Source organism: Achromobacter sp., from assembly GCF_049647645.1.
In the GTDB taxonomy this organism is placed as follows: Bacteria; Pseudomonadota; Gammaproteobacteria; order Burkholderiales; family Burkholderiaceae_B; genus Achromobacter.
Genome location: NZ_JBARYB010000219.1, coordinates 29,682 through 45,415 on the forward strand (window position 1 = coordinate 29,682; position 15,734 = coordinate 45,415).

General features: G+C 64.7%; 15 protein-coding genes. 5 read left to right on the forward strand and 10 right to left on the reverse strand.

All coding sequences use genetic code 11. The annotated features are described in order from the left end of the window. The first annotated feature begins 38 nt into the window (after positions 1-38). Both WBB14_RS25560 and rlmD read left to right on the forward strand, forming a co-directional pair. Positions 39-1,223: an MFS transporter gene (locus WBB14_RS25560; RefSeq protein ID WP_424242249.1), complete on the forward strand. Its 1,185-nt coding sequence runs from the start codon at positions 39-41 to the stop codon at positions 1,221-1,223. Positions 1,224-1,324: 101 nt separating this feature from the next. Then, the gene (gene rlmD, locus WBB14_RS25565; RefSeq protein ID WP_424242250.1) at positions 1,325-2,818 is read left to right on the forward strand and encodes a 23S rRNA (uracil(1939)-C(5))-methyltransferase RlmD; all 1,494 of its coding nucleotides are present in this window, start codon (positions 1,325-1,327) and stop codon (positions 2,816-2,818) included. A gap of 19 nt (positions 2,819-2,837) precedes the next feature. Here the strand turns inward: rlmD and cueR are convergent, their stop codons facing one another. Next, positions 2,838-3,230 carry a Cu(I)-responsive transcriptional regulator gene (cueR, locus tag WBB14_RS25570; protein ID WP_332014118.1) on the reverse strand — a complete coding sequence of 131 codons (393 nt, stop codon included), beginning with the start codon at positions 3,228-3,230 and terminating at the stop codon, positions 2,838-2,840. A gap of 124 nt (positions 3,231-3,354) precedes the next feature. On the opposite strand from cueR, the gene WBB14_RS25575 reads away from it, so the two are divergent. The 3 genes from WBB14_RS25575 to WBB14_RS25585 all read left to right on the forward strand — a co-directional run bounded on the left by WBB14_RS25575 (position 3,355) and on the right by WBB14_RS25585 (position 6,116). Beyond that, complete coding sequence (locus WBB14_RS25575; RefSeq protein ID WP_424242251.1) at positions 3,355-3,555, forward strand: heavy-metal-associated domain-containing protein; 201 nt, start codon at positions 3,355-3,357, stop codon at positions 3,553-3,555. Between the two features lie 176 nt (positions 3,556-3,731). Then, complete coding sequence (locus tag WBB14_RS25580) at positions 3,732-4,460, forward strand: glutathione peroxidase (protein WP_424242252.1); 729 nt, start codon at positions 3,732-3,734, stop codon at positions 4,458-4,460. 219 nt (positions 4,461-4,679) lie between these two features. Then, complete coding sequence (locus WBB14_RS25585) at positions 4,680-6,116, forward strand: dihydrolipoyl dehydrogenase (RefSeq protein ID WP_424242253.1); 1,437 nt, start codon at positions 4,680-4,682, stop codon at positions 6,114-6,116. Positions 6,117-6,165: 49 nt separating this feature from the next. Here WBB14_RS25585 and ftrA read toward each other — a convergent pair whose 3' ends face one another. From ftrA to WBB14_RS25630, 9 genes are all read right to left on the reverse strand, one after another. Beyond that, positions 6,166-7,329: a transcriptional regulator FtrA gene (ftrA, locus tag WBB14_RS25590; protein ID WP_424242254.1), complete on the reverse strand. Its 1,164-nt coding sequence runs from the start codon at positions 7,327-7,329 to the stop codon at positions 6,166-6,168. Next, entirely contained in the window at positions 7,326-8,306 is a 981-nt protein-coding gene (locus WBB14_RS25595; protein WP_424242255.1) for a phytanoyl-CoA dioxygenase family protein, read from the reverse strand. The genes ftrA and WBB14_RS25595 overlap by 4 nt, the downstream gene beginning before the upstream one ends. Positions 8,307-8,342: 36 nt before the next feature. Then, complete coding sequence (gene proC, locus WBB14_RS25600; RefSeq protein ID WP_424242256.1) at positions 8,343-9,167, reverse strand: pyrroline-5-carboxylate reductase; 825 nt, start codon at positions 9,165-9,167, stop codon at positions 8,343-8,345. Beyond that, positions 9,164-10,309, reverse strand: coding sequence for a zinc-binding dehydrogenase (locus tag WBB14_RS25605; RefSeq protein ID WP_424242257.1), 1,146 nt, complete (start codon positions 10,307-10,309; stop codon positions 9,164-9,166). The genes proC and WBB14_RS25605 overlap by 4 nt, the downstream gene beginning before the upstream one ends. Further along, positions 10,306-11,097 carry a hypothetical protein gene (locus WBB14_RS25610; RefSeq protein ID WP_424242258.1) on the reverse strand — a complete coding sequence of 264 codons (792 nt, stop codon included), beginning with the start codon at positions 11,095-11,097 and terminating at the stop codon, positions 10,306-10,308. Before WBB14_RS25610 ends, WBB14_RS25605 begins: the two co-directional genes overlap by 4 nt. A gap of 37 nt (positions 11,098-11,134) precedes the next feature. Continuing rightward, a complete protein-coding gene (locus tag WBB14_RS25615) occupies positions 11,135-12,040 on the reverse strand; it encodes a DMT family transporter (RefSeq protein ID WP_424242259.1) in 906 nt (301 codons plus the stop codon). 421 nt (positions 12,041-12,461) lie between these two features. After that, on the reverse strand, positions 12,462-13,352 hold the full coding sequence (locus WBB14_RS25620) for a 23S rRNA (adenine(2030)-N(6))-methyltransferase RlmJ (RefSeq protein ID WP_013394037.1): 891 nt from the start codon (positions 13,350-13,352) through the stop codon (positions 12,462-12,464). A gap of 12 nt (positions 13,353-13,364) precedes the next feature. Next, positions 13,365-14,114: a glycerophosphodiester phosphodiesterase gene (gene ugpQ / locus WBB14_RS25625; protein ID WP_424242260.1), complete on the reverse strand. Its 750-nt coding sequence runs from the start codon at positions 14,112-14,114 to the stop codon at positions 13,365-13,367. Positions 14,115-14,226: 112 nt separating this feature from the next. Beyond that, entirely contained in the window at positions 14,227-15,519 is a 1,293-nt protein-coding gene (locus WBB14_RS25630; RefSeq protein ID WP_424242261.1) for a M20/M25/M40 family metallo-hydrolase, read from the reverse strand. Positions 15,520-15,734: the final 215 nt, after the last annotated feature.

Consider the following 15,734-nt stretch of genomic DNA (forward strand, 5'->3'; position numbering starts at 1 on the left):
GTTTGCGCCGGACCTTTCCATTTGAGTCCGAGATCGCCATGCCTGTCGCCGTCTACATCTTTTCCGTATGCACTTTTGCATTCGGCCTTTCCGAATTTGTTGCTGCCGGCCTGATATCGGCCATGGCCGCAAGCCTGAGCGCCAGCATCGAGGCGGCGGGCGCCTCGATCGCGGTCTACGCCTTGGGCGCAGCTATAGGCGCACCGCTGGTGACCGCGCTGCTCGCGCCCTGGACGGACCGCCGCATCCTGGCGCTGGCCATGGCCGTGCTGGCTGCGGGCAGCCTGCTGATGAGCCTGTCGCCCACTTTGCCGGTCTTGCTGGGCGTGCGCTTCGTGGTGGGACTGGCGCATGGGGTGTTCATGGCGGTGGCTTCGGATGCGGCCGCCAGGCTGGTGGCGGCCCCGCGGGCCGGGCGGGCGCTGTCGGTGGTGTGGGTCGGGTTGACGCTGGCTCTGGCGCTGGGGGTGCCGCTAGGTACGTTCCTGGGCAGCATCTGGTCGTGGCGCGCCATTTTCGGCGGCGTGGGCGCGTTGGCGCTGGCCGGGGTCATCGGCCTGCTGCGCTTCATGCCCGTGCGCGGGCAGGACAAGCCGCAGGCGGGCTTGCGGGCAGGCTTGAAGGCGCTGGCGCATCCGCGCATGCTGGCGACGGCCGGGGTGGGCGCCCTGGTCAGTGTGGCGACGTTCAGTTTCTTCACTTTCATTTCCCCCTATCTGCTGCTGGTCACGGGGGCGGATGTGCGGTCGCTCAGCGCGGCCATGCTGCTGTTCGGCCTGTGCTCGATTGCCGGCAATCTGTTGGGCGGCTATCTGGCCGACGCGATGGACGCGGACCGTGCGGCACTGCTGGCGCTGGCGGCGCTGGCAGCCAACCTGTCGGGACTGCATCTGTTGCGGGAATCAGGGCTGGCGGTGGTGGCGCTGGCGGGCGTGCTGGGCATGGTGTTCTTCTGCATCGTCACCTTACTGACGCTCCGGCTGCTGAAGCTGGCGCAGCGCCACGTACCCGAGTCCACGGCGGTAGCGGCCGGCCTGAACATCGCTTCCTTCAATCTTGGAACCGCGGCCGGCGGCGGGCTGGGCAGCCTGACCATCGCCCATGCCGGCCTGGCATGGCTGCCGCTCGTGGGAGCCGTTGCCGCCGTGGCGGCCATGGCCGCGCTGCGCTTGCAGCGGCCGCGCATGCACGCTAGGGACATCGCCCGACAGCCACCGGGCTAGGGCGTCAGCGGGGCGTTCCGCCCCCGCTACGATCATTTCCAGGATTGGCCGCAGTCCTTCTACAATAGTGGGTTGCGTGTAATTCTTGTGGACTGCGTGAGATGTCTGACGTTTTGAGTATTGAATCCCTGGACCTGGAAGCCAGGGGCATCGCCCGCCGCGACGGGAAAGTCGTCTTCGTGGAAGGCGCCTTGCCGGGCGAACGGGTCACCGCGCTTACGGTGCGCCGCAAGCCGTCCTATGAAATCGCGCGCGTGGACGAGGTGCTGCGGCCTTCCTCGCAGCGGGTGACGCCGCGCTGCCCGCATTTCGGCGTCTGTGGCGGCTGTGCCATGCAGCATCTGGAGCCCAGCACCCAGGTGGCCATCAAGCAGCGTTCGCTGGAAGACACTTTCTGGCACGTGGGCAAACTGCGCCCGGCGCGCATCCTGGCGCCGCTGCAAGGCCCGACCTGGGGCTACCGCTACCGCGCCCGCCTGTCGGTGCGCGTGGTGCCGAAGAAGGGCGGGGTGCTGGTCGGTTTCCATGAGCGCAAGAGCAGCTATGTGGCCGACATGCGTGAATGCCATGTGCTGCCGCGCCACGTCAGCGACCTGCTGATTCCCTTGCGCGAAATGATCGGCTCCATGTCCGCGCCGGACCGCATGCCGCAGATCGAAGTGTCGCTGGGCGAGGGCGTGACCGCGCTGGTCCTGCGCCATCTGCTGCCGCTGACCGACGGCGACATCGCCATCCTGCGTGCCTTCGCCGCCAAGCACGACGTGCAGTGGTGGCTGCAATCCAAGGGTCCGGAAACGGTGCATCCGCTGGAACGCGAGCACGGCGACACGCTGGCCTACACCATGCCGGAATTCGGCCTGCGCATGCCGTACCGACCCACCGATTTCACGCAGGTCAACCACGCCATCAACCGCGCCATGGTGTCGCGCGCCTTGAAGCTGCTTGAAGTACAGCCTACCGACCGCGTGGCCGACCTGTTCTGCGGCCTGGGCAACTTCACGCTGCCGCTGGCGACGCAAGGCAGGGAAGCCGTGGGCGTGGAAGGCAGCAAGGCGCTGACCGACCGCGCATTCGACGCGGCTTCGCGCCACGGCCTGGGCGATCGCACCAGTTTCGCCACCCTGAACCTGTTCGAGGTGGACGTGGATTGGCTGCGCGGCCTGGGCTTTTTCGACCGCATGCTGATCGATCCGCCGCGCGAAGGCGCGCACGCGGTGTCGCAGGCGCTGTCCGAGCTGGGCGCGCATGAGCGCCCCCGCCGTATCGTCTACGTGTCCTGTAACCCGGCCACGCTGGCGCGCGACGCTGCCATCCTGGTGCATGAGGGCGGCTACGTGCTCAAGAGCGCGGGGGTCATCAACATGTTCCCGCACACCGGCCACGTCGAGTCCATCGCCGTGTTCGAGTCTTTGGACGCCGAAGGCATCGAGATCGTGCGGGAACGTGCGCGTCAGCGCGCCATCCAGGCCGCGGCGGAAGCGGCTGCCGCGGAAGAGGCGAAGGCCGCGGCAGCCGCCGAGAAGGCGGCGGCCAAGCAAGCCGCCACCGAGGCGTACCACGCCAAGGTAGCGGCCGAGGCGCAAGCCCAGGAGTGACCCGCGGGCCTGGGCCGCTTCAGTGCTTGCAGCTCAGGCCTTCGAGGATGGGGCAGTCCGGCCTGTCGTCGCCCTGGCAGTGCTCGGCCAGATGCTTCAAGGTGGCTGCCATGTCGCGCAGCGCCTCGGCCTTGCGCTCCAGTTCCTGCACGTGTTCCAGCGCGATGCGCTTGACGTCGGCGCTGGCGCGGCTGCGGTCCTGCCACAGCGCCAGCAGCTCATTCATCTGTTCCACCGAAAAACCCAGGTCGCGCGCGCGGCGCACGAAGCGCAGCGTGTGCAGGTCGTGGTCGCTGTAGACGCGGTAGCCGGAATCCGTGCGCCCGGCGGGGCTGATGAGGCCGATGCTCTCGTAATAACGGATCATCTTGGCGGAAATGCCGGAACTCTTCGATGCCTCTCCGATATTCATTGCTCTGCTCCTGTGTCGCCTGAATCCGATTCTACGCTTGACCTTTCCATAATGGGAAGGTTTAAGCTGCTTTCCATGGTGGACGAAACGATGTCCATCACCCTTGAATCCTATGGAGATAACTATGAGCATCGAGTTCCAAGTGGCTGACATGACCTGCGGCCATTGCGCCAAGACCATCACGGCCGCGGTGAACCAGGCGGCGCCGGGCGCGACTGTCACGATTGACCTGCCTACGCACCGCGTGACGGTGACCGGCGCCGATGACGCCGACAGGATCGAAGACGCGATCCGCGACGCCGGCTACCAGCCTCTCCCGGTGTAATTCTTCCTGGCGCGGGGCCGGGCTATGATAGGTCCGGCCTCGCACTAGTTATTTCTTAATTGCTAAAATCTATCGATTCATTAAATTTATTAAATTTGAACAATTGATAGTAAGGATTTATCATTCTTTCCATGGTGGTTAATCAAACAACCCCGCTACCCCAAGGAGAGATTTGAATGTTGCAAAACCGCGAAGGCCAACGTGTTCCGAACGTCACGTTCCCGATCCGTGAGGACAACACCTGGAAGAAGGTCACGTCCGACGATCTGTTCAAGAACAAGACCGTCGTGGTCTTTTCGCTGCCCGGCGCCTTCACGCCGACCTGCTCGTCGACCCATCTGCCGCGCTACAACGAATTGGCTCCCGCGTTTTTCGCCGCTGGCGTGGACAGCATTGTCTGCGTGTCGGTCAACGACACCTTCGTCATGAACGAATGGGCGAAGGAACAGGAATCGGACAACATCACGCTGCTGCCCGACGGCAATGGCGAGTTCACCGAAGGCATGGGCATGCTGGTCGACAAGAGCGACCTGGGCTTTGGCAAGCGCAGCTGGCGCTATTCGATGCTGGTCAAGGACGGCGTGGTCCAGAAGATGTTCATCGAGCCGGAGAAGGAAGGCGACCCGTTTGAAGTGTCGGACGCCGACACCATGCTGGCGTACTTCGCCCCGTCGGCCAAGAAGCCCGACCAGGTGGTCGTGTTCTCCAAGCCGGGCTGCCCGTTCTGCGTCGAAGCCAAGGCGCTGCTGGATGCCAAGGGCTACGCTCCGATCGAGATCCCGCTGGAAAACAAGGTCCGCGGCCGTGTGATCGGCGCCGTGTCCGGCAAGGGCACCGCCCCGCAGGTGTTCATCAACGGCTCGTTGATCGGCGGCCTGGAAGAGCTCAAGGCGCACTTCGCCTAAGCGTCTGCAAACCTGCCGGTCCCTGGGTTCACCCCAGGGCCGGGCAGGGCGGAAGGGCGGTTCGCCGCCCGCCGCCAACTTCACGAGTTTCCCTTCTTGCGCACCTTTGCGCGCGGCCCCTCGCGGGCGCTGCGGGACGGCTTACGTCCTGAGGGTGCGCAACAAGGCGGAACCCGCCTTTGAATTCCTGCTTCACGCCACATCGGGGGATACCCAGTCATGAAAACTCTGCATACCGATATCGCTGTCATCGGCGCCGGCACGGCCGGCCTGGCTGCTTACCGCGCCGCCCGCGCTGCGGGCCAGCGCGCGCTGCTGATTGAAGGCGGTCCCTACGGCACCACCTGCGCCCGCGTCGGCTGCATGCCGTCCAAACTGCTGATCGCCGCAGCCGAAGCGGCTCACAACGCGGCTCATACCGAGCCGTTCGGCGTGTATGTGGGTGGCGAGATCACGGTGGACGGGGCCGAAGTGATGGACCGCGTCAAACGCGAGCGCGACCGCTTCGTGGGCTTTGTGCTGGAAGGCGTGGAGAGCATACCCGCGGAAGACAAGCTGCGCGGCTACGCGCGCTTCGTGTCCGACACGGTGCTGCAGGTCGATGAACACACCGAGGTGCATGCGTCCCGTGTGGTGATCGCGACCGGTTCGCGCCCTTCGGTGCCGCCGCCGTTTCGCGCCCTGGGCGACCGGCTGGTCCTGAACGACGATGTGTTTGCCTGGGACGACCTGCCGCGCCGCGTGGCCGTGTTCGGTCCCGGCGTGATCGGGCTGGAGCTGGGCCAGGCGCTGGCGCGCCTGGGCGTCGATGTGCGCGTGTTCGGCGTCAGCGGCAGCCTGGCCGGCATCAGCGATCCGCAAGTGCGCAACACCGCCCGCAAGATCTTCCAGCGCGAGTTCTATCTGGATCCGGACGCCCGCGTGCTGGAGACGACCCGCGTCGGCGACGAGGTGGAAGTCCGCTACGTAGCGTTGGACAACACCGAGCGCACCGAACGCTTCGACTACGCGCTGGTGGCCACCGGCCGCCGCGCCAACGTGGACGGGCTGGGGCTGGAGAACACCTCGCTGCAACTGGACAAGCACGGCGTGCCGCTGTTCGACCGCGAGACCATGCAGGCGGGCGACACGCCCATCTTCATCGCCGGCGATGCCAATGCCGACGCGCCGCTGCTACACGAAGCCGCCGACGAAGGCCGCATCGCCGGCGAAAACGCCGCCCGCTATCCGGAAGTGCGCAAAGGCTTGCGCCGCGCGCCGCTGGCCGTAGTGTTCTCGGACCCGCAGATCGCCATGGCGGGCCAGGGCCACGCGCGGCTGGTGCCGGGCACCTTCGTGACCGGCGAGGTGGACTTCAGCGATCAGGGCCGCTCGCGCGTCATGCTGAAGAACCGCGGCATGCTGCACGTCTACGCGGACATCGAGACGGGCCGCTTCCTGGGCGCCGAAATGGTCGGTCCCAGCGCCGAGCACATCGGCCATCTGCTGGCCTGGGCCGTGCAGCAGGAACTGACCGTGGCGCGCATGCTGGAGATGCCGTTCTATCATCCCGTGATCGAAGAGGGCCTGCGTACCGCGCTGCGCGATGCGGCGGCCAAGCTGGCCCGGGCGCAAGAGGCGCTGCGCCGCGAAGACGCGGAGAGCGAACTGGCCTGATCGGGACGCACGCGGCGGCCGCTCCGCGCCCCAGGGTTCCAGGCAGTTTTCAGGCCTGAAGGCGTGTCGCCCTTGCAGCTCCTTTTGCGGGGGCCACAGGAAAGGGAGATGCTTGTTGGAATACCCTTCGGTAGCTGCGGGGGCTAGTCTTCAGCGCCTTTCTGAAATGATGGCGCATCGTCGGGAGGCTTCCGAAGCCGCTCAGCGACGCTATTTCTTCCAGGCCATGTTCAGTGGCGTGCTCGAGCAGGTCGCAGGCCAAACGCAGGCGTTCACGCATCAGCCAGGCGCCGGGCGGGAAGCCGGTCAGCTCCTCGAACCGCCGTTGAAACGTGCGCAGGCTCATTCCGGCGAGTTGGGCAAGTTCTTCGACGGGATGGTTTGCCCCGAGGTTCTGCCTCATGCGCTCCACCACGGCCCCGATACGCGTTGCTTCATAGGCCCTGGGCACCGGCTGCGAAATGAGTTGCGACTGCCCGCCTTCGCGATGCGGCGGCATGATCAGCCCCCTGGCGACAATATTGGCGCGCTCCACGCCGAAATCCTGTCGCACGATGTGTATGCACAGATCGATGCCGGCGGCACTGCCGGCGGATGTGAGGACCGCTCCGCGGTCCACGTACAGCACATTCGGGTCGAACGTGACCAGTGGGAAGCGGCGGGCGATGTTGTCTATGAAACGCCAGTGCGTGGTTGCGCTGCCGTGGTCCAGCAGGCCCGCCTCTGCAAGCACCACCACTCCAGAACAAAGCGAGGCAATGCGGGCTCCGCGCAGGTGCGCGCGCCGTACCGCCTCGACCACGCAGCGTTCGACAGGAGAATCAACGTCGGGCCAGCCCGGGATGACGATCAGGTCCGCGTCGTCCAGGGATTCCAGGCCATGTTGGACATAGACGGGAAGGCCGCCGCTGGATCGGATGGTCCCTGGGCGCACTGCGCCACAACCGAACCGGTACCAGTCGTTCCCGAAGTCGGGACGGGGCAGCCCAAAGACCTCATAAGCAATTCCGAACTCGAAAGCGAGCAGTTCGTTCGAGATCAGGCAGACGACGTTCGGGCTTGAATTCTTTCTGCTTGCTGCATCCATACTGGCACCTTTCGCAATACGAACGAAGGTTCTGATTTCCATTGCATGATACATCAGCGGCCGATGCTCTCGCGAGGATGCGCAGATGCCGCATTTTCTGCGGAACGCGGCGGCCAGGACGCTCAAGCCGATTCGAGCCGGTCGGTGCGGACGGAGGAACGCTCCAGGCGGCCCCACTGATCGACCGGCTTCCATTCCTCTTCGAATTTCCGGTTTCCCACACTGCGCACCATCCCGGGCAGGAAGACCTTTCTCTGGCCGCCGTGCGGGTTGGCGTTGCCATGCCATCGCTGGTCCAACGGGTCCGCGGCCAGTTGATAACGCGTGTCCGAGGTCAGGCGGCAGCGCTTGATGGGCGAGCGGTTGTCGAGAGACGCGTGCACCAGGCGCACGTCGAAGCAGAGAATATCGCCGGCGCTGAACGAGGACGTGAGCCACCGTCCGCCGATGGACTCCTGCACGCCCAGCGGGTTTTCGCTCAGCCAGCCGACTTGATCCTTGTCGGCATCCTTGCTCCAGTACTTCGTCAACTTGGTCGACAGGTGGCTTTTCTCCAGCAGGACTATCGGGCCTTCTTCCAGCGCCACGTCGCCGATTGGAATCCATGTCGTCCAAACGTTCTTGGCCCCGCCCGATACGTAAATGTTGTCGGAGTGGATGCCGGTGCCCTCACCGGGGCGGACGAAGCGTGGCCACTTGAAATCGAAGGTCCGGACTTGCCCGCCCAGGAGCTTTTCATAAATGGCCATGATCCGCCGGTCTTGCGTCAGTTCCTCGTAGGCGACACCGCTGCGGACGCTCTCGGTGAACGCAATCAGGTTTACTTGGGCGATGAAGCTCTGTTCCTGCAGGATCGAATCCATCACATCGTGATTCACCGCGTCTATCTCACCGATGATGGCGTACTTCAGCAGGATCTCGCGGCGCGCCCTCAGCACCTTTTCGCGGTCCGCCAGGCCGCGGAATAGCAGGTAGCCTTCTTCGGCCATCCGTTGTTGCAGCAACTTCCCGTCATCAACGATATCGGACGAGTCGCGTAGCGTCCCGAGACGCGCAGGATGGGCGTCGAGTTTTTTTCCGCGGCAGTACAGGTCTTGTTCCATGTTGCTGTCCTTTTGTGATGGTGGCATTGCCACGGTTCAATCGGTATTCGACCGCCGTCCGAGCTCTTTCGTCTTGGCGTGTCCGGCCACCACTGCATCCAACATGGCCGAGCGGAATCCCTTGGCTTCCAACGTCGCCATGCAGACCGCGGTCAGTCCGCCGGGACTGGTCACGCGCTGTCGAACCAGATGGGCATCGCAATTCTCCTGCTGGATCAGCTCGCAGCTTCCTTTCAGCGATTGCAGGACGAGCTGGCCCGCCATATCTCTCGGCAGGCCAAGGAAGACGGCGGCTTCAATTAGCGCTTCAGCGAAAATGCCCATGAAGGCGGGCGCTGCGCCGCTGATGGGAGATCCCAGGTCGATGTGGTCTTCGTGGGTCACTTCCAGGGACATGCCCACCGCTTGCCATAGCCGGCGTACCAGATCATGAAGGTCGGCCGGCAGGTCTTGCGCAGCCCACAGCGTCACGCCATTGCCTATTGCTGACGCTATGTTGGGGATCGACCGGACCAGATAGGGGGTAGGGAAGCGCTGGCGCAGCGTCATCAGATCGACTCCGGCTACGGTGCTGACCAGCAGCTTCCCTTCCAGGGAAACTTGCTCCAACGCCTTGGCCACGTTTTGCAGGTCGCGAGGCTTCACGCATAGGCATAGCACCTCGCTCTTCGCGGCCAGGCTCGGGACGCTGGCGTGATGCTCGATGTTGAAGCGTGCGCTGAGCCCGGCAGCGCGCGCGGCGGTCTTGCCGACCACGCCCATGGATGCTGGCGAAAACTGCCCGCTGCGAATGAGTCCGGCCAGGATCGCCTGGCTCATCGAGCCGGCGCCAACAAACCCGATCCGGTGAGCGGCTGTCATGCAGATCCCCTTTGCGGCTGGAGTGAAATGACGGCTTTCACCACACGTCGGTCGCGCACGGCGTCCAGGGCCTCCTGAACGTTCTCCAGGGCATAGGTGGTGGCCATGACGTCCTCGAATGCCACGCCGCCGATTTCGGGGAGTGCGCCAAGCAGGCCGATAGCCTTGTGAAAATGGCTGTATTCGATTCCCCAGGCGCCTCGGATTTCCAGATGCTTCCGGTTGATATCGAGGTGAGGGTTGAGCCGCGTTTCGCCCGAGTCGGCATAGTGGCCGACGACCACATAGCGCCCGCCGTCGCGCGTCATGGCCACGCCCGCCGGGATGGCCGACGCAACGCCCGTGGCCTCGATGACCACATCGGCAAGCCGCCCGCCGGCGGCCTCGGCCAACAGCGCGGCCACGGGCCGTTCTGGATCGGCCGCCAGGTCCAGGACGTTGAAACCCATGCGGCGTGCGGCGGCGAGCCGCAGGCTGGCCATGTCGCAGACGTAGACCGCGGCGCCGGACTGGCGCGCGGCGATCGCCGCGCAAATGCCGACCGGTCCTGCCCCCTGGATGACGACCAGATCGCCCAGCGTCACTGCGCCGCGTTCGACGGCGTGGATGGCAGTCGGCATCGCGCATCCGCCGGAGATGAACCTGAGCGGACTCAAGTCTTCGGGCAGATGAGCGATCGCAACATCGTCCTGCAGCAGCACCAATTCGGACCATCCCCCCAACGGCCCCTCCGTGGCTGAATGCGTCACGCCGTAGACCTTTCGCGACGGGCAGCGCGTGGGGGTCTTGCTCACCTGGCATTGCCAGCAGCGATGGCAGGTCCGGTGCACGTCCAGGAACGTGATCAGGTCCCCGGGCCGAACGGCTCGGCCGAGCACCGAGGCGACGGCGCCGCTGACCTCCTCGACGCTGCCGACAGCGAAGTGCCCGGGAATGATGGGGTAGGGGACGCCCTGGAGGCGTCCCTGCTGAATATGTACGTCGGTCCCGCAGACTTCGGAGTAATGCGTCCGCATCAGCACTTCCCCGGCCGATAGCGCCGGCCTGGGGTACTCGCGAATCTCGATGCCGCCGCGCGGCGCGGGCATGACGGCCGCCCGGTAGTTCGAGGCCCTGCCGGCCAGCCTCTGATTGATGGTCATGACCACAGCACCAATTCGCCAGATGGAAGCCGACCGATCGCGGACGTGAAGGACACGCGCTCGCCTCGGGCCGGCTCGACGTAGTGGAAATTGCGGGTGTTGAAGATGACCACTTCGCCAACGGTCGGCGCAAATATTGCCTCTTCCGCGCCGACTACGACACGGGCGTTGTAGCCATAGACTCCCTCCTTCAGGGCATCGTCGGCCGGTCGCCACTGGCGTTCGTAGATATGGGTATGGCCGCTCTTGGGGCCGGAGACACGCAGGTAGAGGTTCCAGGCCAACTGCTCCCGCACATCCGCGACTTCCCAGCCAGGCTGCTCGCCCGGCGCGAAATCGACATGGAGCAAAGTGCCTTGCTCAATTCGCCGGACCAGGCCGGCATAGTAAGGCTTCCCCGCCATGTTTTTCGCCACGCCCGCGGACCGCTGTGCCTGTCGCTGGAGCAGCCCGATGATCCGTTCCATGGGGTTGAACGAGCCATCGAACATGCGCTGCTGAACACGGTTCAGTTCGATGTTCTTCTCGAAATACTCATGCTTTGAAATGCTGTTGTATTCGAACACCGTGTTGCCGATCCGGTCGATGACAGGTTCGACGCCGCGATACGGGCTGAAACCTTCTTTCATTGCGCTTGCGAGCAAGGCCTCGCACTCTTCGCGTGATGCAAAATTCGAGATCCGGATGAAAGGAATCCGGCCATCCAGCAGCCCGGCGAAAGTGCGGCGAGTCAGTCGATTTTCTGCCAGCCCGCTCCAATAGCGGTGTGGCTGCGCATTCATATACATATGGACTCCCTGCTCATCCATGTCTTTCGAGTAATTTCTAGATCGAAGTAACAGCCGTGGGATGGGTACGCCGCAATGCTGCCAAGCCGGGTATCGCCATGCCCAGAGCCATCGCAACCAGGCCGATGACTTGCACTGCGCTCAGTGGTTCGTTCAATAAAAGACAACCCGCCACTGTCGTGATGATGGGAACGCTGGGCATGACCAACGATGCCCGCTGCGGCCCGGCCTGCTGGACGATGTAGCTGTATAGGAATATGGCGGCGGCGCCGGCGAGGATGCCTTGCGTGAAGGCCTGGAAGAGGATTTCCGCCACGCTGGAGTCGGCGAATCCGGTTGGCGTCACGGCCTGGGCGATGAATGCCGGCACGCAGGACGCCAGGGAGATGGCGGCGGTTCCCAGAACCGGGCTGACCTGCCATCGTTTGATGAGGACGCCGTAAAGCGAAAACATCAGCCCCTGAAGCAGGAAGAGCGCGGTTCCTGCCGGTGACAGGCCCTTGGTCAGGAACGTGTTGTATATGAACAGCAGGATGCCGACGGTGATCAGGCCGGTACTGATGATCGACACTCGATCGGGCTTGGCCTTCAACAGGAACAAGGGCAGAAGGAACGAGAACAAGACGATCGAACCCGGGCCCAGGGTCGCTACGTATCCGGCCGAGGTAAGCGAGATCCCGGTGTTGATCACCATTAGATAGGGGAATCCCGCGAGGATGGAAAGGGTAGCGATCTTGACCAGGCCGAACTGCGCGATGCGGGCCCGGGCTTGCGCCTTGCAGATGTAGGGCAGGAACAGCGCTGCCGCAGCATAGAAGCGTAGAGCCGTCAGGCCGGCGGGGGTTATATGCCCCTGGAGGCTGGCTCGCGCCGACAAGAATTGCAGGGCGTAAATGATGACGAGCAGTACGCCGGCGCATGCAACCTTACGTTCCCTGGTCATGGAGATTCCAATATCGGAAGCGACCGCCTTGCGGGCGAGCCGTGCTTGTTTTCGGGGATTATCTCCTTACTCGAAATGGCGAAAGAAGTGGCATGAATGCCAATCTTCGTAAAACAAATGTCAATTCGCGCGATGAAATCTCGCGGGCATCGGGGAATAGGAATGGGGTTATTCCGCCCGGTCATTTGCTAATGCCCGGAACCGATTAACTTGCCCCTGGCGGGCCGGTTACCGCGATGCGGATTGGTGGTGCCGCAACATAATCGCGGGAGTTGAAAAATTCGCCAAGAATCAGCGCTTGCCATTAATGGACGAAAAAAATCCGATACCAGGAAGCTGGTATCGGATTCATACTGCCGATAAAACCCTGGCTATTACCAGGGTTTGTATTTTGGGCGCTTACATCCGCCTCCTGGACCGTTCAGTCGTCCGACTGCTTCTTCGGCACCGGGAACGGATTCTCGCGGAACTGCAGCGTGAAGCCGGCCCGCTCATCCTGCCCCAGCGTACGCGCCAGATAGGGCATGGCCTGCTTCAGGGCGTCATGCAGCGTCCAGGGCGGATTGATCAGGAACATGCCGCTGCCATGCAGGCCGTAGCCGTCGATGGTGGCCTTCTTGACAGTCAGCGTGGCGTGCAGCCAGCTCTTGACCTTCAGGTTTTCCAGGTGGCGCGCCATTTCGCTGGCCTCGCGGCGCTGCACCAGCGGGTACCAGACGGCGTAGGTGCCGGTGGCGAAGCGCTTGATGCATTCCTTGATGGTGACGAACGTGCGGCGGTAGTCGTTCTTGTCCTCGTACGAGGGATCGATCAGCACCATGCCGCGGCGCGTGGGCGGCGGCAGCAGCGCCTTGACGCCCTCGAAGCCGTCGTCGCCGTAGATGGTGGTCTGGCGCTGCGCGGCGCGGCCCTGGTGCTCAAGATTGGCGACCAGCGTGTCGATTTCGGTCGGGTGCATCTCGAACAGGCGCAGCCGGTCCGAGGGGCGCAGCGCGTCCAGCGCCAGCCACGGCGAGCCGGGGTAGCGCCGCAGGCGGCCGTTGGTGTTGTAGGCGCGGATCCGGGCGACATAGTCCGCCAGGATCGGCGGCAGGTCTTCGGCTTCCCACAGGCGGCCGATGCCGTCGGCGAACTCCGAGGTCTTGGCGGCCCAGTCGCTGTCCAGGCTGTAGAGCCCGGCGCCGGCGTGGGTGTCGACGACCCAATAGGGCGCGTCCTTTTTATTGAAGTAATCCAGCGTGTGGATCAGGATGGCGTGCTTGAGCACGTCGGCGTGGTTGCCGGCGTGGAAGGCGTGGCGGTAACTGAACACGGGCGTTCTGCCTCAGGCGGCGGGCCGGATCGCGGCCAGCTCGTCGGTGAAAATGCCGTCTATGCCCCAGTCGAGCAGCAGGCGGGCGCGCTCCGGGTCGTTGACGGTCCAGGCCGCGATACGGTAGCCGGCGGCGTGCACGGCGGCTATCAGTTCGCGGGTCGCGTCCTTCTGATTGATGTTCAGGGCTACGCAGTCGTATTTGACCAGACGCTCGCGCCAGTCGGCGGGGACCTTCTCCACCAGCAACGCGCGCGGCAGTTCCGGGGCGGTTTCCCGCGCGGCTTGCAGCGCTTCTTCGGCGAACGAGGACAAGAGCGGCGGTTCGGCCGCGCCTTGCCACAGCTGGCGGGCAGCCAGCGCCACGGCGCGGCCGGTCTCGGCTTCACGGCCCGGGCAGGGCTTGATCTCGACGTTGCTGGCGATGCCGTTGGCCACCGTATAGCGGGCGACGGCGGCGAACGTGGGCAGCGGCTCGCCGGCGTAGGCGGCCGAATGCCAGCTGCCGAAGTCCAGCTGGGCCAGCTCCGAATAGGTCTTGGCGGCGGCCGGACCCTTGCCGTTGGAGGTCCGGTCCACGTCGTCGTCGTGCATCAGCACCAGCACGTCGTCGCTGCTCAGCTTGACGTCGTACTCGAACATCGTGAAGCCGTGCTCGGCGCCCACGCGCATGGCGGCCAGGGTGTTCTCCGGGGCCAGACGGCCGCCGCCGCGGTGCGCGATGTAACGGGAGTAGGGCCAGGAGGGGAGTTTTGCGCTCATTTAGGTGTTGCGTCGGGTTCTTTTGTACAGGGTTGCAAGGATACTCCTTCCGCACGCCGGATCCCGGCCTGCCGCGGCGCGCGCAGACGCCGCGGCCTGTCCCTGGACGGACCTACTTCATGGGCGCCTTGTCCTGCGACACGTCCATGATCATCCGCGCCGCCAGGTACAGGCGCGGCACGATGCTGTTGATCTGGATGTATTCGGCGTCGTTGGAGTGTGCGCCGAAACCGCTCAGGCCCATGCCTTCGATCACCGGGCCGCGCGCCTTCAGGGCGGCGAAGGCCGCATCGGTGCCGCCGCCGCTGGCGCGGTCCACGACTTTCATCGGCAGGTCCAGTTCCTTGTAGATCTGCACGCCGTGCTGGGCCAGGGCGCGCGAGGCCGGCGTGGCTTCCAGCGGCGGGCGGCGCACCTCGAACTTCACGCTGACCTTGGATTCGGGCAGCAGCTTCTTCTGTATGCGCTCTTCCAGCGTGCGCGACAGCGCGTCGAAGTCGGAGACGCGCAGCGCGCGGGCGTCGGCCTGGGCGGTGGCCTGGCCCGGGATGACGTTGCGGTTGGTGCCGGCCTGGGCCACGGTCCAATTCAGCTTCAGTCCTTCCTCGGGCTTGGACAGCTTGTCCAGTTGCAACAGCTGGTGCGCCAGTTCATACAGCGCATTGACGCCGCCTTCCGGGCGCGCGCCGGCATGCGAAGTCTTGCCCTGCACCGTCAGGTAGGCCGCGCCGATGCCGCTGGTGGCCAGCGTCAGGCGCGCCTCGGCGCCGCCGCCCTCGAACGAGAACACCGCGTCCTGGTCGGCGCCCAGGCGGGTGATGGTGCCGCGCGCGCCGGGCGAACTGATTTCCTCATCGCCGTTGATCAGCACGGTAATGGTGCCGTAGTCCTCGAAACCCAGCTTCTGCAGCAGGGTCAGGGTATGGATGATGGCGGCCACGCCATGCTTGTCGTCGGCGATGCCCAGGCCATAGGCCTTGTCGCCGTCGACGCGGAAGGGCTGGTCCTTGAGCATGCCGTTGCGGTAGACGGTGTCCATGTGGGCGATCAGCATGATCTTCTTCTGGCCCTTGCCCTTGAATTCGGCATGGACCATGGGGCCGACCTTCTCCGGCGTGTCGTCCAGGCGGAACACGTCGGCGGGCTGGATGATCTCCACTGTGCCGCCCAGCGCCTTGAGCCGGTCCCGGATCAGGACGGCGATGCGCTCCACGCCTTCGACGTCCTTGCTGCCCGATTCGATGCCGACCAGGTCCCGCATGGTGTCCAGCATGGCCTGTTGCTGGGCTTGGGCGGCTTGGTGGACGGCGGCGACGGGCGCGGCCAGCGCGGCGGGGGCGCCGCCGATGAAGGCCAGGGCGATGCAGGTGCGCAGGAGTTGCAGGCGGGGAGATGTGAACGGCATCAGTGTGTACCTCTGAGCGTGCGTGGAAGGGGCTGCGTCCATCGGGGGCGCGGCGTCGGGGTAATGGGGGCTTACCCTGACAGGCCACGATACGGGGGGCGCAAGGGCCTGGAAATGGTGGTTCCCCGGGTTGACTCGGTCCCCGGTTCCGTGCCGCCGGAGCCGGGGGGGCAGTCCCGGACGCCATTCGGAAGAATCCTAGCCTGCGCGGCAAA

What these genes read in the sequence shown, in the direction of transcription:
- WBB14_RS25560 (WP_424242249.1), top strand. Translation starts at nt 39, where the DNA reads ATGCCTGTCGCCGTCTACATCTTTTCCGTATGCACTTTTGCATTCGGC.
- rlmD (WP_424242250.1), top strand. Translation starts at nt 1,325, where the DNA reads ATGTCTGACGTTTTGAGTATTGAATCCCTGGACCTGGAAGCCAGGGGC.
- cueR (WP_332014118.1), bottom strand. Translation starts at nt 3,230, where the DNA reads ATGAATATCGGAGAGGCATCGAAGAGTTCCGGCATTTCCGCCAAGATG.
- WBB14_RS25575 (WP_424242251.1), top strand. Translation starts at nt 3,355, where the DNA reads ATGAGCATCGAGTTCCAAGTGGCTGACATGACCTGCGGCCATTGCGCC.
- WBB14_RS25580 (WP_424242252.1), top strand. Translation starts at nt 3,732, where the DNA reads ATGTTGCAAAACCGCGAAGGCCAACGTGTTCCGAACGTCACGTTCCCG.
- WBB14_RS25585 (WP_424242253.1), top strand. Translation starts at nt 4,680, where the DNA reads ATGAAAACTCTGCATACCGATATCGCTGTCATCGGCGCCGGCACGGCC.
- WBB14_RS25595 (WP_424242255.1), bottom strand. Translation starts at nt 8,306, where the DNA reads ATGGAACAAGACCTGTACTGCCGCGGAAAAAAACTCGACGCCCATCCT.
- proC (WP_424242256.1), bottom strand. Translation starts at nt 9,167, where the DNA reads ATGACAGCCGCTCACCGGATCGGGTTTGTTGGCGCCGGCTCGATGAGC.
- WBB14_RS25605 (WP_424242257.1), bottom strand. Translation starts at nt 10,309, where the DNA reads ATGACCATCAATCAGAGGCTGGCCGGCAGGGCCTCGAACTACCGGGCG.
- WBB14_RS25610 (WP_424242258.1), bottom strand. Translation starts at nt 11,097, where the DNA reads ATGTATATGAATGCGCAGCCACACCGCTATTGGAGCGGGCTGGCAGAA.
- WBB14_RS25615 (WP_424242259.1), bottom strand. Translation starts at nt 12,040, where the DNA reads ATGACCAGGGAACGTAAGGTTGCATGCGCCGGCGTACTGCTCGTCATC.
- ugpQ (WP_424242260.1), bottom strand. Translation starts at nt 14,114, where the DNA reads ATGAGCGCAAAACTCCCCTCCTGGCCCTACTCCCGTTACATCGCGCAC.
- WBB14_RS25630 (WP_424242261.1), bottom strand. Translation starts at nt 15,519, where the DNA reads ATGCCGTTCACATCTCCCCGCCTGCAACTCCTGCGCACCTGCATCGCC.